This is a genomic window from Pseudomonas sp. LS.1a (assembly GCF_022533585.1).
Lineage (GTDB): Bacteria > Pseudomonadota > Gammaproteobacteria > Pseudomonadales > Pseudomonadaceae > Aquipseudomonas.
On sequence record NZ_CP092827.1, the window covers coordinates 288,239 to 309,250 of the forward strand.

The window sequence follows — 21,012 nt, forward strand, 5'->3', positions numbered from 1 at the left end:
TCCACAGGTTGTGCTGCGGCTAACGGTCGCGCTCGGCGAGGATGAGCAGGTTGCGTGGGGTAAGTGGGTAGTCGCAGAACAGGCCAAGGCGCACGTTGTAGCCTTGTTCTTCGAGGAACAGGGCGCGATCGAGTACCAACCACAGCTCCAGCGGCCGGCGGAACAGGTTGCGCACGCGCTCCAGGTTGCGGACCTCGGCCAGGCGCTGCCAGCCGGCGGCTTCCAGGGCTGCCCAGTCCGGGTTGCCAGTCAGCTGCAATTGCTTGAGTTCGGCCAGGTCGCGGCAGTACTGATCGAAGGTCTTCTCCAACCAGGCTACGGGTAGTGACGGTGTTGGCAGGTACTCATCGGTCTGGCGTTGCTGGCGCTGCAGCAGGTCGAAGCCCAGGCGCCTGGCCATCGAGGTGTCGCGCTGGCGCCGCACGCGGGCACCGGCGGTAACGGTTTCGCTCAGGGGAAGGCCCAGGTCGTCCAGTGACAGCCGCAGGCTGGAGGCTTGGGCGACTGTGGATAACGCCTGGTATTGCTGCGCCGCGATGCGGTTGTAGCAGCAGGGCGCCACGGCCAGTTGCCGGCAACCTTGCTGGCTGGCCAGTTGCATCAGGCGTACATGCAGGTCGCCACAGGCATGCAGGGCGACCACGCTTTTGTCGCCAGCCAGGTGGCGGGCGCTGTCGTTGGCCATCACATCCTGGTGTACATGCTGCGCCGGCAAATGGTGGTGCGTGCTCAGGGCCTGGCCGGCGGCGACCAGCTCGGTGTCGTACTCCAGGCAGGTCAGCTGCTGGCCGGGTTGCAGCAGGCGGCGGCCCAGGTGGCCTTTGCCGGAGCACCAGTCCAGCCAGTGGCGGGGCTGTTCGCGGAAGGCCAGGTGGCTGGCGAAGGCTTCGATCTGCTGCCATTTGCGGCCGGGGACGGCGACGTCGAGGCGGTGCGCGGCGGTAGGCAGATCGGTTTTCGGGAGGTTACCGAGGGCCGCAAGCTGTCGGGCTTGCTGGGCCAGTTGCGGGAACGGGGCGGGCAACGGCGTAGCGGTGGTGTCGGTTTCGGCGTCTGCCAGGGAGCATTGGCGCAGGTGGGCGGCAAGCTCGGTGTGGGCGGTTTCCCAGGCCAGGTGCAGGGTGGTGAAGGGGCGGGGTTTCCACAGCTGCTGGTGCTCGATCAGGAACTGGTCGAGGGCCTGGAAGCGGGTGCTCAGGTGGGGGCTGTGGAGGTGGTTGGGCATGGGGAGGAAGTGTGTTGGGTTTTAGGGCCTCTTCGCGGGTAAACCCGCTCCCACAGGAATCACACAGCTTGAGAACAGTGATATCCCTGTGGGAGCGGGTTTACCCGCGAAGAAGGCTAGGTGGTCTAGCGGCCTTGGCAGGCATCCACGCGCAACCAGCGCTCCAGCAGCTTGAAGCCTTGCACCAGTACGAACGAGATCACCAGGTAGAACACCCCGGCGGCAAAGAAGATCTCCACCGGCAGGTAAGTGCGGGCGATGATGGTACGGGCCATGCCGGTCAGCTCCAGCAGGGTCACGGTACTGGCCAGGGCACTGGCCTTGAGCATCAGGATCACTTCGTTGCTGTACGCCGGCAGGCCGATGCGCGCGGCGCGTGGCAGCATGATGTAGAACAGCGTCTTGCCCCGCGACATGCCCAACGCCCGTGCCGCCTCGATCTCGCCCTTGGGGATCGCCTGCAGCGCGCCGCGCAGGATCTCGGCGATGTAGGCGGCGGTATGCAGGGTCATGGTCAGCACGGTGCACCAGAACGGGTCGCGCAGGTACGGCCACAGCGAACTCGAACGCACCATGTCGAACTGCGCCAGGCCGTAGTAGACCAGGAACAGCTGCACCAGCAGCGGCGTGCCACGGAAGAAGAAGATGTAGCTGAACGGCACGGCGCGCACGTACCAGTGGCGCGAGGAGCGGGCGATGCCCAGCGGGATGGCCAGGATCAACCCGGCAACTACCGCGATGGCCACCAGCTCCAGGGTCAGGGTCGCACCCTGGGCCAGGCGTGGCAGCCATTTGATGATGACTTCCCAATTCATTATTCGGCCCTCGCAAAGCCGCGAGCGGCGCGTTTTTCCATGAAGTGCATGCCGGTCATGGCAATGATGGTCAGGCTCAGGTAGATGCAGGCCGCGACCATGTAGAAGGTGAACGGCTCTTTGGTCACGGTCACGCCGATTTGAGCATGGCGCATGATTTCTTCCAGGCCGATCACCGACACCAGTGCGGTGTCTTTCATCAGGATCATGAACAGGTTGCCAAGGCCAGGCAGGGCGATGCGCCACATCTGCGGCAGGATGATCCGCGACAGGATGCGGCCCTTGGACAGGCCCAGTGCCAGGCCGGCTTCACGGTGGCCCTTGGGGATCGCCAGGATGGCGCCACGGAACACTTCGGTGGCATAGGCGCCGAAGCACAGGCCCAGGGCAATCACGCCAGCAGCGAAGGCGCTGAGCTCCAGGCCCGGCAGGTTCAGGGCTTCGCCGAGGGCGTTCATCAGCCCGACGGTGCCGAAATAGATAAGCAGTACCCAGAGCAGTTCGGGCACGCCGCGAACCAGGGTCGAGTAGAAGCCGCCAAGCCATTGCAGCGGCTTGATCGAGGAAGTCTTGGCCAGGGCGCCGAGCAGGCCCAGCACCAGGCCCAGCAGCAAGGCGCAAAGCGCCAGTTTTACGGTCATCAGGGTGCCGGCCATCATGGCCGGACCGAATCCGTGCAGGTCGATATTCATGGGCAGGTCATTCTAGGGACTGGCGCGCCGCAAGGGCGCGCCGGTCGGGGCGGATCATTCGATGCTGAACGGGAAGTACTTGTCGTTGATCTTCTTGTACGTGCCGTCGGCCTTGATTTCTGCCAGGGCCTTGTTCAGGTCGTCGCGCAGCTTGGTGTCACCCTTGCGCACGGCAATGCCGATCTTGTCGCTGTCCATCACCGGCTCGCCCTTGAACTCGAAGTTCGAGCCGTCTTTGCTCTTCAGCCACTCGTACTGCACGTACTTGTCGGCCAGGATGCCGTCGATGCGGCCGGAAACCAGGTCGAGGTAGGCGTTTTCCTGGGTGTCGTACAGCTTGATCTCTACGTCGTCACCGTAGTTGTCTTCAAGCCAGGTGCCAGCCAAGGTGGCGCGCTGGGTGCCGATCACCTTGCCCTTGAGCGAAGCCTTGTCGGTCTTGAAGTCGGCGTTTTTCGGCGCGATGAACTGCAGCTTGTTGGAGTAGTACGGCTCGGTGAAGTCCACCGCCTGCTTGCGCTCGTCGGTGATCGACAGCGACGACACCAGGAAGTCGAACTTCTTGGCGTTCAGGGCCGGGATGATGCCGTCCCAGTCGGAGGTGACGACCGAGCACTCGACTTTCATCTTGGCGCACAGGGCGTCGCCGATGTCTTTGTCGAAGCCGACCACGTTACCGCTGGCATCCTTGTTGTTGAACGGTGGGTAGGCGGCTTCGATACCCATGCGCAGTTTTTCTGCGGCCAGGGCGTTGGCCGACATTACCAGCGTGGCAGCAGCTGCCAGGAGGAACTTCTTGTAAGTGTGCATGTATTGCTCCGTTAGCGGTGGCTGGACATGAATTGCTTGCAACGCGCCGAGGTCGGGTTTTCGAAGACCTGCTGCGGCGATCCCTGCTCTTCGACCAGGCCTTGGTGCAGGAAGACGACTTCACTGGACACATGGCGGGCAAAGCTCATCTCGTGCGTCACCAGCAGCATGGTACGGCCTTCTTCGGCCAATGCGCGGATAACGTTTAGCACTTCCTGGACCATTTCCGGGTCGAGCGCCGAAGTTGGCTCGTCGAACAGGATGACCTTGGGCTTCATGGCCAGGGTACGGGCAATGGCGGCGCGCTGTTGCTGGCCACCGGAAAGCTGGGCGGGGTAGCTGTGGCGCTTGTCGTAGATGCCGACCTTGTTCAGCAGGGCTTCGGCGGCTTCGATGGCTTCGGCCTTGCTCTGGCCGAGCACGCGGCGTGGCGCCTCGATGATGTTGTCGAGGATCGACATGTGCGGCCACAGGTTGAAGTTCTGGAAGACGAAGCCGATCTCGCTGCGCAGGCGGTTGATCTGGCGGTTGTCGGCGGCGACCAGGTCGCCGTTCTTGGCGGCCTTGAGCTTGAGGGCTTCACCGGCGACCAGGATTTCGCCCTGGTGCGGGTTCTCGAGCAGGTTGATGCAGCGCAGCAGGGTGGACTTGCCGGAGCCGGACGACCCCAGGATGGAGATCACGTCACCGTCGCGCGCGGTCAGCGAAATGCCCTTGAGAATTTCCTGCTCGCCGTAGCGTTTGTGCAGATTGCGGATTTCCAGCGCGGGCGTGGCCTGAGCCATGTGCGGTCCTCATGTGTACGGGTGCGTTCCCAGCTGTTGGCGGCCTTCCTGGCGTGCGCCAAGCTAGCATAGCGGCATTATGACGGCCAACAGGGTCGCTGGGCACTCGGGGCGCTGGTGGGGCAGTTTGTCGCATCGTTGCAGCGCAACGTCGCGCGGATGTCCGCGAAGGTGTCGCCCAGCACCAGAGCCTTGATGAAAAAAGGCGCGATGGTGCCAGCTTTGGCCCGCTCATGGAAGCGGTTTTAGACCTTTCGCGGGCACGCCCGCTCCCACAGGTTCTTTAAATAGCCCAAATGGTTGCACCTGACCTGTGGGAGCGGGCGTGCCCGCGAACGGGGGCGGTCAGGTCTTGAGGTTGTACCTGTAGGTTGCACTTTTTGGCATTGCAGTGGTGCACAGGTGTTACCTGGGAGCACCTTTGGTGCATTTGTAAGTGGGTATTTCAGTAATCCGATGATTTGGCGGCCTTTCGGTCAGTCACTGGCCGAAAGCCCTCCAAACCGCGTACTAAAAGGCCCGCCGACTTTTCTGACGAATGCATTCGGCACATGGCGCGCTTATTGCCAGTAGGAAACCGCCGATTGCAGCGACGCCCAGGTCAACCCCAGGCGCGCTCCGTACCCGCAGTCGGCGTGGTCCACTCCTTACAAAGGTAGTTTTAATGAGCGGTAACAATTCCAATGACCTCGCTCAGGGGCTCAAACAACGGCATGTGACCATGCTGTCCATCGCTGGCGTCATCGGTGCCGGTCTGTTCGTTGGCTCCGGCCACGCCATCGCTGCTGCCGGCCCTGCCGTGCTGCTAGCCTATGCTGCCGCCGGTACGCTGGTCGTGCTGGTCATGCGCATGTTGGGTGAAATGGCGGTCGCCTCGCCTGACACCGGGTCGTTCTCTACATATGCCGACCGCGCCATCGGGCGCTGGGCCGGTTTCACCATTGGCTGGCTGTACTGGTGGTTCTGGGTGCTGGTCATTCCGCTTGAGGCCAACGCCGCCGCGGCCATTCTGCATGCCTGGTTCCCTGCGGTTGACCTGTGGGCGTTCTCCCTGGTCATCACCCTGGCGCTGACCCTGACCAACCTGTGCAGCGTGAAGAACTACGGCGAGTTCGAGTTCTGGTTCGCCCTGCTCAAGGTGCTGGCAATCATCGGCTTCATCGCTGTGGGTTGTGCTGCCTTGTTCGGCTTTGTGCCGAGCAGCCAGGTAAGCGGTGCCAGCCACCTGTTCGACACCCAGGGCTTCATGCCTAACGGCCTGGGCGCGGTGCTGGCAGCCATGCTGACCACCATGTTCTCGTTCATGGGTACCGAAATCGTTACCATCGCCGCAGCCGAGTCGAAGGACCCGGGCAAGCAGATCAGCCGCGCCACCAACTCGGTGATCTGGCGTATCTGCCTGTTCTACCTGGTGTCGATCTTCCTGGTCGTGGCCCTGGTACCGTGGAACGACCCGGCCCTGGCCGAGACCGGTTCCTACCAGACCGTGCTGAGCCGCATCGGCGTGCCGAATGCCAAGCTGATCGTCGACATCGTCGTGCTGATCGCCGTGACCAGCTGCCTGAACTCGGCGCTGTACACCTCGTCGCGCATGCTGTTCTCGCTGAGCAAGCGTGGTGACGCCCCGGCCATTGCCCAGCGCACCACCAAGTCGGCTACCCCGCATGTGGCGGTTCTGCTGTCCACTGCTGCGGCGTTCCTCTGTGTGTTCGCCAACTTCGTGGCCCCGGCCCAGGTATTCGAGTTCCTGCTGGCCAGTTCCGGTGCCATTGCGCTGCTGGTGTACCTGGTGATTGCCGTATCGCAGCTGCGCATGCGTGCCCAGCGTGAGGCCCGCGGCGAGAAGATCACCTTCAAGATGTGGCTGTTCCCGGGCCTGACCTGGGCGACCATTGCCTTCATCATTGCCATTCTGGCGGTGATGGCGCTGCGTGAGGACCACCGCGCCGAAATCATCGCGACCGCACTGCTGAGCATTGGTGTGGTGGCGGCTGGCTTGCTGGTGCACCGCAAGCGTGAAGCTGCCGGGCGGGTGGCGCTGGATAACTGATCCGCGCTGGCTGAAATGAAAAGGCCGCGTCCTGTGAAGGGCGCGGCCTTTTTATTGCCTGTACCGGCCTCTTCGCGGGTAAACCTGCTCCTACAGGTACACCACATATCTCAATTGCGGTGATATCCCTGTGGGAGCGGGTTTACCCGCGAATGGGCGGGGCAGGTCACATGGCCCTGTCAGCCAAACTGCTTCTGCTGCTGTTGCTGCTTGGCAACCAGCTCCGAAGCGGCCACGTAGGCTGCCTGGAACTCATCGCTTTCCAGCCAGGCCATGGTGGCTTCTTCGTCGGCCCCATCCAGCCATTTGCGGTAGGCGTTGAACACCAGCACGATGTAGTCGGTGGCGTGTTCTTCCTTGTGCCCTTTGAGCACCAGGGCCAGCAGCGGGTCCACCAGGAACACCGAGATCATCGGCACCAGGCCGCCTTCCTGGGCTTCCTTCATTTTCTTGAACAGCGGGTCGTAGCTGCCCGACTCCATGGCCTTGTTGTACACCTGCTCGATGCTGGCGCTGTCGCCGGCACTGGCCTTGACTGCCTGGCCGCTGCGTACCATGCGGTTCTGCTTGGCCTTGCTGGCTGCGCGCTTGGCGCGTTTCTGTTGCTTGGTAGGGGTGGCCATGGGGCAATCCTTGGGTGTGTCTGAAAGTGCGCGTATTGAAGCGCAATTGCCCGAGAAACCCAAGCCGTGTGCCTAGGCAACGCAGGCTGGGGCGTTCTGCCATGGACATGCCTCCTGATTATGCCTGCCAGCCGGCCTGCGTAACGTCTCTCCCGCTGTCACCCATGTTCGGGTGGCGGCTCGACATTGCGCCAAATCGGCGTTTGCAGATGCGCACAGTTGCGCTGAAGGAGAGAGCGATGAAGCACTACTACCTTGTGACCCTGTACGGCTATGACGGGGAGGGTGAGCTTTTCTATTCGACGGGGTTCGCCAAATGCAACCGGCAGTCAATCACCAAGGCTGACCTTGAGGCGATTGTTCAAAAAGGCAAAGAGGACAGTGAGTTCGAACTCAAACTGCACGGAGTTTCCTATCTGGGCGAAATGACCGAGGATGCCTTCGAGCATCTCCGTTCCATGCAGGACGAATAAGATTCGCCCGCAGCCCGTCTTCGGGCTGCGGTGTCTGTCGAAGGCGGGTCGAGTTTTCAGGCTGCTGGCTGGGGTGTCTCGTCTTCTTCGAACCCGCGTGAAGCCCGGCCTACCAGCAGAGGGTCGGGTGCATGTGCCACCTGAGGGTCCTTGCCCGGGTAGTCCAGCGCGTGCAGGAAATGCCGGATGCAATTGATCCGCGCACGCTTCTTGTCATCGGACTTGATCACTGTCCATGGCGCATCGGCCGTGTCGGTATGGAAGAACATCGCTTCCTTGGCAGCGGTGTAGTCGTCCCACTTGTCCAGCGACTTGATGTCGATTGGCGACAGCTTCCAGTGCTTGAGCGGGTCGTCCCGGCGCGAGATGAAGCGGCGCAGCTGCTCTTCGCGGTTCACCGAGAACCAGTACTTGAACAGCAGGATGCCGCTGTTGCACAGCATCCGCTCCAGGTCCGGGGCCTGGCGCATGAATTCCAGGTACTGCAGGGGCGTGCAGAAGTCCATCACCTTCTCGACCCCGGCGCGGTTGTACCAGGAGCGGTCGAAGAACACCATTTCACCCGCCGTGGGCAGGTGCTGGATGTAGCGCTGGAAGTACCACTGGCCTTTTTCCTGCTCGGAAGGTTTTTCCAGGGCAACGATGCGCGCACCACGAGGGTTGAGGTGTTCCATGAAGCGCTTGATGGTGCCGCCCTTGCCTGCGGCATCGCGCCCTTCGAACAGGATCACCACGCGCTGGCCGGTTTCCTTCACCCAGCTCTGTACCTTCAGCAACTCGATCTGCAGCGCGTGCTTGGCCTTTTCGTAGTCCTGGCGACGCATACGGGTGCGGTAGGGGTAGCTGGCCGGCAGGCGGGCCGAGGTGCTGTCTTCGTTGCTGCCCTTGGGGGCGGTGGCGACTTCCAGTGCCGCAGGTTGCTGGCTGATGCTGGTGATGGTCGGCTCCGGCTTGCGCTGGCGGGGGCGGCGCGTGCGGGCTGTGGTAATGGCGGGCTCGCTGGGGGCGGGGAGCAGGAGGGGGATTCTTCGCTCATGGAGGTCCTTGCGAGGTCAGGTCGAATGTCCACCTGGCATCTTAAGGATGAGCGATTGATAGCGTTTTGATGTTGGTCAACTTAGGTTGCCTGAATGAGCCATTCCTGCAGTGCAGGTGAGTTTTCTGGCGATCGCTTTCTTATTGCCTTTGGCAAACGCTATCGCGCTGTCCCATAGCTGTTGCTCTTCTGCCGTAAAAACCATTTGCCTCTCCTTTCAAGCGGGCCGCTTGGGGGAGGAGTCTCGGCTTGAGTAGTAACGGAATCCAGTGCCTTGTCATGACGGTATGTTGCAGTAGGGGGGCGCTGGCCGGAGAGGTGGAACGGGTAGAAAACCACAGACAACAAAAAACCCGCACTAGGCGGGTTTCTTGTTGTCGCTTCGGGTAACTTTGCAACCACCAGAAGCTTGAAGGTGGTGCCCAGAGACGGAGTCGAACCGCCGACACGAGGATTTTCAATCCTCTGCTCTACCGACTGAGCTATCTGGGCGACGAGGTGAATTAAATAGACTTTCAGACCGCTCGTCAACGACTTTTTGAAAAAATTTTAAATTAATTCCGTCGCTTACGTTCCGTGGGGTCATTCCGAGGGTGGAACGTAGCCTTCCGCCTGGGCGTATTCTTCGCCAGCGAAAAACTTGTCCATCTCGCCCTGGAGGAATTTGCGGTCCTCGGCGTTCATCATGTTCAGGCGCTTTTCGTTGATCAGCATGGTCTGGTGCTTCTGCCAGTCGGCCCAGGCTTTCTGCGAGATGTGTTCGAAGATGTCCTGGCCCTTGGCGCCGGGGTAGGGCGGGCGCTCCAGGCCTGGCAGTTCTTCTTTGTACTTGCGGCACATCACGGTGCGGGTCATCGGGCGTCTCCTGCGATCAGTTCGTCGGCCGCGCGTTTGAGCAGCTTTTTCACCGGGGCGGCTAAGCCCAGGCGCGGCGGGGTGGCGAGGTTATACCAGAGCCAGTCGGCCTCGGCCACGTGCTGGCCGACCGGGTCGACGCGTACCAGCCAGGGTTCGATCGCCAGCTGGAAGTGGCTGAAGGTATGGGTCAGGCCTTCCATGACGCGGCTGTCAGCCAGGCGCAGGCCGTGCTGGTAGGCCAGGTCGTCGAGCTGGGCGATGTCGTCCAGCTCCGGCAGGCTCCACAAACCACCCCACAGGCCGCTGGACGGGCGGCGGTAAAGCAGGATGGCGCCTTCGTGGTTGGCCAGCAGCGGCATCAGGGTGCGCCGTTGCGGCAGTGCCTTGCGCGGCTTGGGCTCGGGGTAGCGGGTTTCTTCACCGTGCAGGTGCGCTTCGCAGCCGCGCTGCAGCGGGCAGATCAGGCAACTGGGCTTGCTGCGGGTGCACAGCGTGGCGCCCATGTCCATCATCGCCTGGGTGTAGTGGTTGGCCCGCAGTTGCGGAGTAAAGCGTTCGGCCGTGGCCCAGAGCTGGTTGGCCACCTTGGGCTCGCCGGGGTAGCCGGCCTGGGCGGTGTAGCGGGCCAGCACGCGCTTGACGTTGCCGTCGAGGATCGGTGCGCGGATGCCCATGCTGATGCTGGCGATGGCGCCGGCGGTGGAGCGGCCGATGCCGGGCAGCTCGGTGAGCTGCTCGACACTGCGCGGGAATTCACCACCATGCTGTTCGACCACGATCTTCGCGGCCTTTTGCAGGTTGCGCGCCCGGGTGTAGTAGCCCAGGCCCGTCCACAGGTGCAGCACTTCGTCCTCCGGCGCCTCGGCCAGGGCCTGCACGGTCGGCAGGGCCTGCATGAAACGGTCGAAGTAGTTGAGCACGGTGCTGACCTGGGTCTGCTGCAACATGATTTCCGACACCCACACCCGGTACGGGGTGATGCCCTGTTGCCAGGGCAGGTCGTGCCGGCCGTGTTCGTCATACCAATCCAGCACGGCGCTGGAGAACTGCTCGGGGCTCATCGCTTGAACAGCCCCTTGAGCACGTCTTTCACTTCCGGGCTCACTTTGTCTCCGAGTTTTTCATCGATCTTGTCTTGCAGGCGATTGCCGGCCAGCTTGGCGGCTACTTTGCCCAGGCCGTTCTGGTCCAGGCGGCAAGCCTTGGCGCCCAGCTCCAGCGGGCCACGGCAGCGCAGCGGTATTTCGACACCCACATAGCGTTCGTTGACCTGGCAGGCCGGGTCCGGCATGGCGCGCTGGTCGCCTTCGACGACCACGCCAACGTTGTAGTCCATGCCCAGCACGCGCAGGTCGAGGTCACCATGGCCGTTGACGGTCAGGCCCGGAATACGCGCCTTGAGGTCCGGGTTGTTGGCGACGCCATTGCGCACCACCAGGCTGCCACGCAGTTCCTGGAACGGTGTGTCCTTGCCGCGTGGCTCGCCGTTGAGCGATTTGCGGTTCAGCGTGGCGATGGCCTGGCACAGTTGCTGTTCCAGGTTGGCATTGACCAGCACGCCGTCGTTGATGACGAAGTTGGCGTTGCCGTTGAGGGTGTCGACCAGGGCCTTCTGGCTGTTGCCGGTGGCCGTCAGGTCGCTGGTCAGGGTCAGCAGGCCTTTGACCGGTGGTGTCTGTTCCTTGCCCTCGGTCTTTATGAAGTGTTCCACCGGCACCCGCTGGATGCTGGTGTTGACACCCAGTTGCGGCACGGCAGGGCGCACATCGACAGTGCCCTTGGCCTCGAAGGTGCCGTTGTACAGCTCACCGCGCAGGGTTTGCAGGGTCAGCAGGCCGCCCTGGCCGATGGCCTTGAGCTGGGCGTCTTCGATCGGCAGTTTGTCCAGGGTCAGCGAGCCGAAGGCCAGGTCGGCCTGCAGGTCGAGGGCGCGCAGGCGGTCGACCGGCAGCAGCTTGTCGTCGCTCCAGGCCACCTGGGTCGGGGCGTTGGGCAGCGGCGTGGTGCCGGCACCGGCGACTGCGCTGGCCTCTTGTTGCTTGACTTCGGCCTGGCGTGCGGCGGTGGCGCCCTTGGCCTCTTCGCTCTTGGCCGGCAGGTAGCGGTCGGCGTCGAAGGTGTCGCCTTTGAGCTGCAGGCGCAGGGCCTGTCTGGCGAAGTCTTCGACGGCCACGCGGCCACTGAAGGTGCTGTCGTCCAGCTTCACCGCCAGGTCTTCCAGGGCCAGGCTGTTCGGCGTGCCCTGCAGGCGGGTGACCAGCTCCAGCTTGGCGAAGGCCGCCGGGTCGTTGGTGGCCGGCAGCGGGCGGCCGATGCTGTCGAGGAAGGTGCGCAGGTCGAACTGGGCGATGGACAGGCCACCGCTCAGCTGTGGCGCCTTGTCCAGGTCACGCAGGTTCAGCTCGCCCAGGGCGCGCAGCTGGTTGGCCGAGACTTTCAGGCCGCTCCACGAGGCGACATTGGCGGCCAGGTCGACCAGCAACTGGCCCTGGGCGGCGAAGGTCACGGCCTTGCCGCCGGTGGGTTCACCCGAGGTTTCGCCCGACAGGCGCATGTCTTCGAAGTTGTAGCGCTTGAGCTTGCGGTCGAAGCGCAGCTCGCCGGCCAGTTCGGTGCGGGCCTTGATGTTCGGCTGGCTGGCACTGAGGAAGGCGCTGGCCTTGAGCGGAATGTTCGCCCCTTCGTGGACCGGGCCGGTGCTCAGCTGGATGCTTTCGGCGCTGTAGCTCTGGCCGGTCTTGGCATCGGTGTACTGCACGCGGGCGTTGTTCACGGTCAGGCTGTCGATGTCCAGCTTGACGGCGCGTTCGTTGCTGGCGGCCGGCGCCGACGCCTGTTCGGTCGGTGCCTGGGCTGGAGCACTGGCCTGCGCATCGGCGCTGGCGCCGTTCTGCGCGGGCAGCGGCTTGCCAATGTCTTCCCAGTTGCCATGGCCGTGTTCGTCACGGGCCAGGGTCAGGTTCAGGCCCTCGACGCGCACGTCACTCATCTGCACTTCACGGCGCAGCAGTGGCAGCACCCGTACCGACAGGCCGAGCATCTGCAGGTCGGCGAATGGCTCCTTGGGTTTGTTCAAGGTGGCGATGCTCGCCTCGTGCAACTCCAGGCCCAGCCACGGGAACAGGCTCCAGCCAATGTCACCGTTGAGGGTCAGCTCGACGTGAGCCTTGTCACGTGCCAGCTGGCGAATCTCGTCTTTGTAGTCGTTGGGATCGAAGAGGTGGGTCAGGGCGAAGCCCAGCGCCACGATGATCAGCAGCAACCCGAGAAGCCCAAGTCCCAGGATTTTGCCGAACGCTTTCATGGGCGAGTCCTTGTAGTCCGTTATTGAAATTCAAGCGCCAGAGTATAGCGCCGCAGCCGTTGCCCCTGCGTATTCGTCTAGAGATACAGGGTGTTTCCTACGCGTACAGCAGATGGTACGGCTTTCGACAGTATTTTTGCTGTACGCGATCAGCTGTGGACTTCAGAAAGAGGACCGTTTCAGCCGAGCAAAAATTAACGATATCAGATTGCTTTCATGCTACTTGGTGCTGCTACCCTTGCGCCGCTTTGCCTGCACCCTCCCTATAAGAAGGACCTAATCCTATGAGCAGTACCGTCGCGGCGGGGACCCTGGCCAGTGCGCCAGGCTTCCTGTCGAAGGAGCGCATCATCGCCCGCCCGGGCTTCAACCGCTGGCTGGTCCCGCCCGCCGCCCTGGCCATTCACCTGTGCATCGGCATGGCCTATGGCTTCTCGGTGTTCTGGCTACCACTGTCGCAAGCCCTCGGCATCACCGCCCCGGTCGCCTGCGCGGCGGACATGGGCTTCATGGCCCGTATGTTCAGCGCCGAATGCGATTGGCCGATCTCCATGCTGAGCTGGATCTACACCCTGTTCTTCGTCTTCCTCGGATGCTCGGCGGCCGTGCTGGGTGGTTGGCTGGAACACGCCGGCCCGCGCAAGGCCGGCCTGGTGTCGGCGCTGTGCTGGTGCGGCGGCATGCTGATTTCGGCCCTTGGCGTGAAAACCCACCAGCTGTGGCTGATGTGGCTGGGCTCCGGCGTAATCGGCGGTATCGGCCTGGGCCTGGGCTACATCTCGCCAGTGTCGACCCTGATCAAGTGGTTCCCGGACAAGCGCGGCATGGCCACCGGTATGGCGATCATGGGCTTCGGCGGCGGGGCCATGGTCGGTGCGCCGCTGGCCACCGCGCTGATGGGCCACTTCGGCAATACGCAGGAAGTGGGTGTGTGGCAGAGCTTCGTCGCCATGGCGGCGATCTACTTCGTGTTCATGATCGCCGGTGCCCTGGCGTATCGCGTGCCGCCGACCGGCTGGAAGCCCGAAGGCTGGAGCGCCCCGGTGAAAAAGGCTGGCAACACCATGGTCACCGACCGCCACGTGCATGTCAGCGTGGCCTGGAAGACCCCGCAGTTCGCCTTGATCTGGCTGGTGCTGTGCCTGAACGTGTCGGCGGGTATCGGCATCCTCGGCATGGCTTCGCCGTTGCTGCAGGAAGTGTTCGCCGGCAAGTTGCTGGGCAACGAGCTGAGCTTCAGCGAGCTGAACAGCGCCCAGCTGGCGCAGATTGCCGCGATCGCCGCCGGCTTCACCGGCCTGCTGAGCCTGTTCAACATCGGCGGGCGGTTCTTCTGGGCGTCGTTCTCCGACTACATTGGCCGCAAGAACACCTATTTCGCCTTTTTCGCCCTGGGCGTGGGCTTGTACAGCCTGGTGCCGAACATGGGGCACCTGGGTAACGTGGCGCTGTTCGTGGCGGCGTTCTGCATCATCCTGTCGATGTACGGTGGTGGTTTCGCCACGGTACCGGCCTACCTGGCCGACCTGTTCGGCACGCAGATGGTCGGCGCCATTCATGGCCGCCTGCTGACTGCCTGGGCGGCGGCGGGGGTGCTGGGGCCGGTGCTGATCACCTACCTGCGCGAGTATCAGTTGGCGGCCGGGGTAGAGCGTGCGGCTGCTTATGACATGACCCTGTACATCCTCGCCGGCCTGCTGGTGCTGGGCTTTGTCTGCAACATGCTGGTGCGACCGGTGGCCGACAAGCATTTCATGAGCGATGCCGAACTGGCTGCCGAGCGGGCGTTGAGCCATGACAAAGGTGCCGACGGGGCGCGATCGCTGGAGTGGAAGGCGGCGCCGGGTAGCCTGCCGCTGGTGTTGCTGGCCTGGGCGGTGGTGGTCGTGCCGTTGGCCTGGGGGTGTGGATTACCCTGCAGAAGACGGCTGTGCTGTTCCATTGATTGGGGGCGCTTTGCGCCCCTTTCGCGACACAAGGCCGCTTCCACAGGTGACCGCATGCCTCTGTGGGAGCGGCCTTGTGTCGCGATGGGCTGCAAAGCAGCCCCAGGTTACCCGGTTGTATAGACCTGTAGCGGTATCCTGCCCCCGTAATTGCTTGCTTTGCCATATGTCATCCGCGTTTCAAGCCGGCGCGTTCTAGGCCTATAATGAAGCCCTTTTCGCCTAATGATTTTGCGGAGCTGGTGATGGTCGAACGTAAGGCTTCCGTCGAGCGCAACACCCTGGAAACCCAGGTCAAGTGCTCGATCAACCTCGATGGCAGTGGCAAGGCCCGATTCGATATCGGTGTGCCTTTCCTTGAACACATGCTGGACCAGATCGCCCGCCATGGGCTGATCGATCTGGATATCGAGTGCAAGGGTGACACGCATATCGACGATCACCATACCGTCGAAGACGTCGGCATCACCCTGGGCATGGCATTCGCCCAGGCCATCGGTGACAAGAAGGGCATCTTCCGCTACGGCCACGCCTACGTGCCGCTGGACGAAGCGCTGTCGCGCGTGGTCATCGACTTCTCCGGTCGCCCGGGCCTGCAGATGCACGTGCCGTACACCCGCGCCAGCGTCGGTGGCTTCGATGTCGACCTGTTCCAGGAGTTCTTCCAGGGCTTCGTCAACCACGCCCTGGTGACCCTGCACATCGACAACCTGCGTGGTCACAACACCCATCACCAGATCGAGACCGTGTTCAAGGCTTTCGGCCGCGCCTTGCGCATGGCCATTACCCTCGACGAGCGCATGGCCGGGCAGATGCCTTCCACCAAAGGGTGCCTGTAAATGCAGACGGTAGCCGTAATCGACTATGGCATGGGCAACCTGCACTCGGTGGCCAAGGCGCTCGAGCATGTAGGTGCCGGTAAGGTGCTGGTCACCAGCGATGCTGCGGTTATCCGCGAAGCCGACCGTGTGGTGTTTCCGGGGGTGGGCGCGATTCGCGACTGCATGGCCGAAATCCGCCGCCTGGGCTTCGACAGCCTGGTGCGCGAAGTCAGCCAGGACCGCCCGTTCCTCGGCATCTGTGTGGGTATGCAGGCACTGCTTGACCACAGCGAAGAAAACGACGGTGTCGACTGCATCGGCCTGTTCCCCGGCCAGGTGCGTTTCTTCGGCAAAGACCTGCAGGAAGACGGCGAGCACCTGAAGGTGCCGCACATGGGCTGGAACGAAGTCGGCCAGACCAACGACCACCCACTGTGGCACGACATCCCCGACCGAGCGCGGTTCTACTTCGTGCACAGCTACTACATCAATGCCGGCAAGCCGGCCCAGGTGGTCGGCCGCGGCCATTACGGTGTCGATTTCGCTGCCGCGCTGGCCGATGGTTCGCGCTTTGCCGTGCAGTTCCACCCGGAGAAGAGCCATACCCATGGCCTGCAGCTGCTGCAGAACTTCGTCGCCTGGGACGGGCGCTGGTAAATGAGCAGGTCGAAGACCAAGGCCCCGGTCATCACCCTGGCCCCCGAGCAAGAGCGCGAAGCACTGCACACGCTCAAGCGCTTCCTCGAAGACCGTTTCGAGCTGGAGCTGGGGTCGTTCGAAGTGGCCGAGGTCCTCGAGCTGTTCAGCAAAGAAATTGCACCCCATTACTACAACAGGGCGATTGCCGATGTTCAGCTGCACCTCAAGGAGCGGTTCGAGAGCATCGAAAGTGATCTGTGGGCGCTCGAGAAGCCCTGAAACCCCAAGAACAGACAGGTTCCCAAGATGCTGATTATCCCCGCTATCGATCTGAAGGACGGTGCCTGCGTGCGCCTGCGCCAGGGCCGCATGGAAGACTCCACGGTATTTTCCGACGACCCGGTGAGCATGGCCGCCAAGTGGGTCGAGGGTGGCTGCCGCCGCCTGCACCTGGTCGACCTCAACGGCGCCTTCGAAGGCCAGCCGGTCAACGGTGAAGTGGTCACCGCCATTGCCAAGCGCTACCCGACCCTGCCGATCCAGATCGGCGGTGGCATCCGCTCGCTGGAAACCATCGAGCACTACGTCAAGGCTGGCGTCAGCTACGTGATCATTGGCACCAAGGCGGTCAAGCAGCCGGAGTTCGTTGCCGAAGCGTGCAAGGCCTTCCCGGGCAAGGTCATCGTTGGCCTGGACGCAAAAGACGGCTTCGTCGCCACTGATGGCTGGGCTGAAGTGAGCTCGGTGCAGGTCATCGACCTGGCCAAGCGTTTCGAGGCCGATGGCGTCTCGGCGATCGTCTACACCGACATCGCCAAGGACGGCATGATGCAGGGCTGCAACGTGCCGTTCACCAAGGCGCTGGCAGAAGCCACCTCGATCCCGGTGATCGCCTCGGGCGGCATCCATAACCTGGGCGACATCAAGGCCCTGCTGGACGCCAAGGCCCCGGGCATCATCGGCGCCATCACCGGCCGTGCCATCTATGAAGGCACCCTCGATGTCGCCGAGGCCCAGGCCTTCTGCGACAACTACCAAGGCTGAGGACTGAACCATGGCACTGGCCAAGCGCATCATCCCTTGCCTGGACGTGGACAACGGCCGGGTGGTCAAGGGCGTCAAGTTCGAGAATATCCGTGATGCCGGCGACCCGGTGGAAATCGCCCGTCGCTACGACGAGCAAGGTGCCGACGAAATCACCTTCCTCGACATCACCGCCAGCGTCGATGGCCGCGACACCACCCTGCATACCGTCGAGCGCATGGCCAGCCAGGTGTTCATCCCGCTGACCGTGGGCGGCGGCGTGCGCACCGTGCAGGACATCCGCAACCTGCTCAATGCCGGTGCCGACAAGGTTTCGATCAACACGGCTGCGGTGTTCAACCCGGAGTTTGTCGGCGAGGCAGCGGACCGTTTCGGTTCGCAGTGCATCGTTGTCGCCATCGACGCCAAGAAGGTGTCCGGGCCGGGTGAGCAGCCGCGCTGGGAGATTTTCACCCATGGTGGGCGCAAGCCGACCGGGCTGGATGCCGTTGAATGGGCGAAGAAGATGGAAGGCCTGGGGGCTGGCGAGATCCTGCTGACCAGCATGGACCAGGACGGCATGAAGAACGGCTTCGACCTGGGTGTTACCCGTGCGATCAGTGATGCGCTGGGTATTCCGGTGATTGCCTCGGGTGGGGTGGGTAACCTGCAGCACCTGGCTGACGGCATTCTGGAAGGGCACGCCAGTGCGGTGCTGGCGGCCAGTATCTTCCATTTTGGCGAGTACACCGTGCCGGAGGCCAAGGCCTACATGGCTTCGCGCGGGATCGTTGTTCGCTGATCCATTGATTGGGGCCGCAACGCGGCCCCAATTGCATCAACCGTGATTCTTGCCGAGCAAGGCGTGATACAGCTCGGTATCCCCAAGAATCCCCACCACCTTGTCGTTGTCCTGCAACACCAGCTTGTTACCGGTCTGGTAACGAATCTGTAGCGCGTCGCGCATGCCGATATCGGCATTTACCAACGTTGGGCGGCGGCCCAGCAGCTCCACATCCTGCCCTGGTGCCCAGTTCTGCAGGTCAAGCCCGTTCTGCCCTTGGCGTGCGCGCTTGATCGAGCCACCTTCGCCAAGGTCCAGCCACGAGTCGATGCCGGGATCGATGCACACCGAGCCATTCACCCGCTTGCAGTTGTCCAGGCTGCGCATCAGGCTGCGCCCGCACAGCACGTTCAGCGGGTTGGTATGGGCGACGAAGGTGCGCACATACTCGTCGGCCGGGTTGAGCACGATCTCTTCCGGCTTGCTGTACTGGATGATCCGCCCGTCCTTCATGATCGCGATGCGGCTACCCAGCTTCAGGGCCTCGTCCAGGTCGTGGCTGACGAACACGATGGTCTTGCTCAGCTTGGCCTGCAGGCCAAGCAACTCGTCTTGCAGGCCTTGGCGGATCAGCGGGTCCAGTGCCGAGAACGGTTCGTCCATCAGCAGGATGTCGGCATCCATCGCCAGCGCCCGGGCCAGGCCCACGCGCTGCTGCATGCCGCCAGACAGTTCGTCCGGCTTCTTGTTGCGCCACTGGGTCAGGCCCACCAGTTCGAGCTTCTCGTCAACCAGCTTGCGCCGTTCCTTCTCGGGGCGGCCCTGCATTTCCAGGCCAAAGCTGATGTTCTCGCGCACCGTCAGCCAGGGCATCAGGGCGAACTTCTGGAACACCATGGCAATGCGCTTGGTGCGCATCATCTTCAGCTCGGCCGGGGTGCAGTGGGCAATGTCGATGTGCTTGCCTTCGTGCTCGACGAACAGCTTGCCGCGGCTGACGGTGTTGAGGCCGTTGATGCAGCGCAGCAAACTCGACTTGCCCGAACCGGACAGGCCCATCAGCACGCAGATCTCGCCCTTCTGGATATCCAGGTTGGCCTTCTCGACACCCACCACCAGGCCGGTCTGCTTGAGGATCTGCTCGCGGGTCTGGCCCTGGTCGAGCAGGGCCAGCGCTTCGCGCGGCTTGTTGGAGAAGATGACGTCGACGTCTTCGAAACGAATGATGCTCATGCTTCACCCCTTACCGGCAGGTCCGGTTGCTTGCAGATACGGTCGAGCATGATCGCCAGCAGCACGATCGCCAGGCCCGCTTCGAAGCCCAGGGAAATATCGGCGGTGTTCAGTGCGTTGACCACAGGTTTGCCCAAGCCGTCAGCACCGACCAGGGCGGCAATCACCACCATCGACAGCGACAGCATGATGCACTGGGTAACGCCGGCGGCGATGCTTGGCATCGCGTGCGGCAGTTCAATCCGGGTGAGCAGCTGGCGTCGCGAGCAGCCAAAGGCCTTGCCGGCGTCCATCAGCTCTTGCGGGACGTCGCAGATGCCCAGGTAGGTGAGGCGGATCGGCGCGGCGATGGCGAACACCACCGTCGAGATCAGCCCCGGCACCACACCCAGGCCGAACAGGGTCAGGGTGGGGATCAGGTAGACGAAGGTAGGTACCGTCTGCATCAGGTCGAGTACCGGGCGCATGGCGGTATAGAACATCGGTTTGTGCGCGGCGACGATGCCCAGCGGCACGCCGATGGCCACGCACACCACCGTGGCGAAGGTGACCTGCGCCAGGGTTTCCATGGTTTCCTGCCAGTAACCCAGGTTGAGGATCAGCAGAAACGACAGGGCAACGAATGCGGTCAGCGCCCACTTGCGCTGGATGAAGTGCGCCAAGGCGGCGAACAGAGCGATGAGCACGAACGGATTGAAGAAAGTCAGGGCACTGGTGACGCCATGGATCATGAACTCCAGGCCTTGCGCGATGGCGTCGAAGTAACTCGCGCCGTTCTGGGTCAGCCACTCGACGAACGACGCGATGTACTGGCCCAGAGGTATTTTCTGATCGATAAGCATGATAGCGAGCTTCCACCTGCATAGATTGAAATCACCCGGGGCAGGCACGGGCCTGCCCCGAGGTAGCGCTATTGCGTATTTCGTTATTGCGTCAGCTTGGCCTTGGCCGCCTCAAGGCCGGGTTTGCCATCCACGGTGGTAACGCCGGCCAGCCAGGCCTCCAGTTTGCCTGGGTTGTCCTTGAGCCACTTCTTGGCAGCCGCCTCGGGTTTCATCTTGTCGTCCAGGACATAGCCCATCATGGTGCTTTCATCCTTGAGCTCGAACGACAGATTCTTCAACAGCTGGCCAACGTTGCTGCATTCCTGCACATAACCCTTGCGGGTGTTGGTCAATACGGTCGCCTTGCCGAAGTCGGGGCCGAAGAACTCGTCCCCGCCAGTCAGGTACTGCATCTTGAAGCGGGTGTTCATCGGGTGCGGTTCCCAGCCGAGGAACACCAGCGCCTCGCCGCGTTTCTGCGCGCGGTCGACCTGCGACAGCATGCCGGCCTCGCTGGACTGGACGATCTTGAAGCCGGCGTCCTTCAGGCCGAAGGCGTTCTTGTCGATCATGCTCTGGATGGTGCGGTTGCCATCGTTGCCGGGTTCGATGCCGTAGATCTTGCTGTCGAGTTCTTTCTTGAACTTGGGAATGTCGCTGAAATCCTTCAGGCCCTTGTCATACAGCGCCTGGGGCACCGCCAGGGTGTATTTGGCGTTTTCCAGGTTGGCGCGCACGGTTTCTACAGTGCCGGCGTCGCGGTATTGCTTGATGTCGTTCTCCATGGTCGGCATCCAGTTGCCGAGAAACACGTCCAGGTCCTTGCCGGTGGCCAGCGACTTGTAGGTCACCGGTACCGAGATCATGGTGGTGTGGGTCTTGTAACCCAGTGCTTCGAGCACAACGCTGGTGGTCGCGGTGGTGACCGTGATGTCGGTCCAGCCGACATCCGAGAACCGTACCGTCTGGCATTGCTCGGGTTCGGCGGCCTGTGCCAGCAAAGGCGCGGACAGCAACGCAACCAGCAAAAGCGATGGTGAACCTTTCATGGATGGACTCCTGTGATTTTGT

The 21,012-nt window shown here is 62.6% G+C and carries 21 protein-coding genes, 1 tRNA gene and 1 pseudogene; 8 read left to right on the forward strand and 15 right to left on the reverse strand.

Annotated features, from left to right (window positions below; translation table 11 throughout):
• Nucleotides 1-19 precede the first annotated feature (19 nt).
• The 5 genes from MKK04_RS01240 to MKK04_RS01260 form a co-directional block, all read right to left on the reverse strand.
• Nucleotides 20-1,225 carry a methyltransferase gene (locus tag MKK04_RS01240; RefSeq protein WP_233688069.1) on the reverse strand — a complete coding sequence of 402 codons (1,206 nt, stop codon included), beginning with the start codon at nt 1,223-1,225 and terminating at the stop codon, nt 20-22.
• Nucleotides 1,226-1,350: 125 nt separating this feature from the next.
• Nucleotides 1,351-2,040 (reverse strand): ABC transporter permease, encoded by a 690-nt coding sequence (locus MKK04_RS01245; RefSeq protein WP_063914486.1) that lies wholly within the window; start codon nt 2,038-2,040, stop codon nt 1,351-1,353.
• Nucleotides 2,040-2,732 carry an ABC transporter permease gene (locus MKK04_RS01250; RefSeq protein WP_063914487.1) on the reverse strand — a complete coding sequence of 231 codons (693 nt, stop codon included), beginning with the start codon at nt 2,730-2,732 and terminating at the stop codon, nt 2,040-2,042. The genes MKK04_RS01245 and MKK04_RS01250 overlap by 1 nt, the downstream gene beginning before the upstream one ends.
• A 54-nt stretch (nt 2,733-2,786) precedes the next feature.
• The gene (locus MKK04_RS01255; RefSeq protein WP_087501945.1) at nt 2,787-3,542 is read right to left on the reverse strand and encodes an ABC transporter substrate-binding protein; all 756 of its coding nucleotides are present in this window, start codon (nt 3,540-3,542) and stop codon (nt 2,787-2,789) included.
• A gap of 11 nt (nt 3,543-3,553) precedes the next feature.
• Nucleotides 3,554-4,327: an ABC transporter ATP-binding protein gene (locus MKK04_RS01260; protein ID WP_003257472.1), complete on the reverse strand. Its 774-nt coding sequence runs from the start codon at nt 4,325-4,327 to the stop codon at nt 3,554-3,556.
• Between the two features lie 664 nt (nt 4,328-4,991).
• Here MKK04_RS01260 and gabP point away from each other — a divergent pair.
• A complete protein-coding gene (gene gabP / locus MKK04_RS01265; RefSeq protein ID WP_233688070.1) occupies nt 4,992-6,377 on the forward strand; it encodes a GABA permease in 1,386 nt (461 codons plus the stop codon).
• A gap of 179 nt (nt 6,378-6,556) precedes the next feature.
• Here the strand turns inward: gabP and MKK04_RS01270 are convergent, their stop codons facing one another.
• Nucleotides 6,557-7,000, reverse strand: a complete 444-nt coding sequence (locus tag MKK04_RS01270) for a hypothetical protein (RefSeq protein WP_013970488.1) — start codon at nt 6,998-7,000, stop codon at nt 6,557-6,559.
• A gap of 239 nt (nt 7,001-7,239) precedes the next feature.
• Here MKK04_RS01270 and MKK04_RS01275 point away from each other — a divergent pair, with 239 nt between their 5' ends.
• A complete protein-coding gene (locus MKK04_RS01275) occupies nt 7,240-7,473 on the forward strand; it encodes a hypothetical protein (protein WP_207833169.1) in 234 nt (77 codons plus the stop codon).
• A 56-nt stretch (nt 7,474-7,529) separates the two neighbouring features.
• Here the strand turns inward: MKK04_RS01275 and ppk2 are convergent, their stop codons facing one another.
• From ppk2 to MKK04_RS01300, 6 genes are all read right to left on the reverse strand, one after another.
• On the reverse strand, nt 7,530-8,402 hold the full coding sequence (gene ppk2, locus MKK04_RS01280; protein ID WP_241106780.1) for a polyphosphate kinase 2: 873 nt from the start codon (nt 8,400-8,402) through the stop codon (nt 7,530-7,532).
• Between the two features lie 183 nt (nt 8,403-8,585).
• A complete protein-coding gene (locus MKK04_RS26480; RefSeq protein WP_272493169.1) occupies nt 8,586-8,714 on the reverse strand; it encodes a hypothetical protein in 129 nt (42 codons plus the stop codon).
• Nucleotides 8,715-8,925: 211 nt separating this feature from the next.
• Nucleotides 8,926-9,001: transfer RNA gene (locus MKK04_RS01285), tRNA-Phe, on the reverse strand.
• Nucleotides 9,002-9,091: 90 nt separating this feature from the next.
• The gene (locus MKK04_RS01290) at nt 9,092-9,364 is read right to left on the reverse strand and encodes an oxidative damage protection protein (protein WP_003257478.1); all 273 of its coding nucleotides are present in this window, start codon (nt 9,362-9,364) and stop codon (nt 9,092-9,094) included.
• Nucleotides 9,361-10,428 carry an A/G-specific adenine glycosylase gene (gene mutY, locus MKK04_RS01295; protein ID WP_207838022.1) on the reverse strand — a complete coding sequence of 356 codons (1,068 nt, stop codon included), beginning with the start codon at nt 10,426-10,428 and terminating at the stop codon, nt 9,361-9,363. The genes MKK04_RS01290 and mutY overlap by 4 nt, the downstream gene beginning before the upstream one ends.
• Nucleotides 10,425-12,671: an AsmA family protein gene (locus tag MKK04_RS01300; protein ID WP_233688072.1), complete on the reverse strand. Its 2,247-nt coding sequence runs from the start codon at nt 12,669-12,671 to the stop codon at nt 10,425-10,427. The genes mutY and MKK04_RS01300 overlap by 4 nt, the downstream gene beginning before the upstream one ends.
• Before the next feature lie 284 nt (nt 12,672-12,955).
• Here MKK04_RS01300 and MKK04_RS01305 point away from each other — a divergent pair.
• From MKK04_RS01305 to hisF, 6 genes and pseudogenes are all read left to right on the forward strand, one after another.
• Nucleotides 12,956-14,616 (forward strand): annotated as a pseudogene (locus tag MKK04_RS01305) (OFA family MFS transporter).
• Between the two features lie 246 nt (nt 14,617-14,862).
• On the forward strand, nt 14,863-15,456 hold the full coding sequence (gene hisB, locus MKK04_RS01310; protein ID WP_003255736.1) for an imidazoleglycerol-phosphate dehydratase HisB: 594 nt from the start codon (nt 14,863-14,865) through the stop codon (nt 15,454-15,456).
• Nucleotides 15,457-16,095, forward strand: a complete 639-nt coding sequence (gene hisH, locus MKK04_RS01315; protein WP_063914495.1) for an imidazole glycerol phosphate synthase subunit HisH — start codon at nt 15,457-15,459, stop codon at nt 16,093-16,095.
• Nucleotides 16,096-16,356 (forward strand): DUF2164 domain-containing protein, encoded by a 261-nt coding sequence (locus tag MKK04_RS01320; RefSeq protein WP_046614499.1) that lies wholly within the window; start codon nt 16,096-16,098, stop codon nt 16,354-16,356. It begins immediately after the preceding gene.
• Nucleotides 16,357-16,383: 27 nt separating this feature from the next.
• Nucleotides 16,384-17,121 carry a 1-(5-phosphoribosyl)-5-[(5-phosphoribosylamino)methylideneamino]imidazole-4-carboxamide isomerase gene (gene hisA, locus MKK04_RS01325; RefSeq protein ID WP_003257484.1) on the forward strand — a complete coding sequence of 246 codons (738 nt, stop codon included), beginning with the start codon at nt 16,384-16,386 and terminating at the stop codon, nt 17,119-17,121.
• Nucleotides 17,122-17,131: 10 nt separating this feature from the next.
• Nucleotides 17,132-17,902 carry an imidazole glycerol phosphate synthase subunit HisF gene (gene hisF, locus MKK04_RS01330; protein ID WP_025337372.1) on the forward strand — a complete coding sequence of 257 codons (771 nt, stop codon included), beginning with the start codon at nt 17,132-17,134 and terminating at the stop codon, nt 17,900-17,902.
• A 36-nt stretch (nt 17,903-17,938) separates the two neighbouring features.
• On the opposite strand, the gene choV is transcribed toward hisF, so the two are convergent.
• From choV to choX, 3 genes are all read right to left on the reverse strand, one after another.
• Nucleotides 17,939-19,117 (reverse strand): choline ABC transporter ATP-binding protein, encoded by a 1,179-nt coding sequence (gene choV, locus MKK04_RS01335; protein WP_063914497.1) that lies wholly within the window; start codon nt 19,115-19,117, stop codon nt 17,939-17,941.
• Entirely contained in the window at nt 19,114-19,962 is an 849-nt protein-coding gene (gene choW, locus MKK04_RS01340) for a choline ABC transporter permease subunit (RefSeq protein ID WP_172827548.1), read from the reverse strand. The genes choV and choW overlap by 4 nt, the downstream gene beginning before the upstream one ends.
• An 80-nt stretch (nt 19,963-20,042) precedes the next feature.
• Entirely contained in the window at nt 20,043-20,990 is a 948-nt protein-coding gene (gene choX / locus MKK04_RS01345; protein ID WP_063914499.1) for a choline ABC transporter substrate-binding protein, read from the reverse strand.
• Nucleotides 20,991-21,012 lie beyond the last annotated feature (22 nt).